The sequence below is a fragment of the Rhizobium sp. 01T444 genome, from assembly GCF_056398305.1.
Map to the genome: position 1 here is coordinate 1 of NZ_JBFTPD010000307.1, position 578 is coordinate 578.

The window sequence follows — 578 nt, forward strand, 5'->3', positions numbered from 1 at the left end:
CCGGTGGCCTGCTCGTCGCGCCGCATTTCGTCGATCCCCATTTCCACATGGACGCGACGCTCAGCTACGGCATGCCGCGCGTCAACGAAAGCGGCACGCTGCTGGAAGGCATCGCGCTGTGGGGCGAACTCAAGCCGCTGCTGACGGCCGAGGCCTTGATCGAACGCGCGCTCGCCTACTGCGACTGGGCCGTGGGCAAGGGCCTGCTCGCCATCCGCAGCCACGTCGACACCAGCGACCCGCGGCTGCTGGCGGTCGACGCGCTGCTGGAGGTGAAGCGGCGCGTGGCGCCCTACCTCGACCTGCAACTGGTCGCCTTCCCGCAGGACGGCGTGCTGCGCTCGCCCGGCGGCATCGACAACCTCCAGCGCGCGCTCGACAAGGGCGTGGAGGTGGTCGGCGGCATTCCGCACTTCGAGCGCACCATGGCCGATGGCGCGGCCAGCGTGAAGCTGCTGTGCGAGATCGCGGCCGAGCGCGGCAAGCTGGTCGACATGCACTGCGACGAATCGGACGATCCACTCTCGCGCCACATCGAGACGCTGGCCTTCGAGACGCAGCGCCTCGGCCTGCAGGGC

At 69.9% G+C, this 578-nt stretch carries 1 protein-coding gene; it reads left to right on the forward strand.

Annotated features, from left to right (window positions below; translation table 11 throughout):
* On the forward strand, positions 1–578 hold a 578-nt coding region (locus AC1DTN_RS38620; protein ID WP_477925492.1), incomplete at both ends, for an amidohydrolase family protein.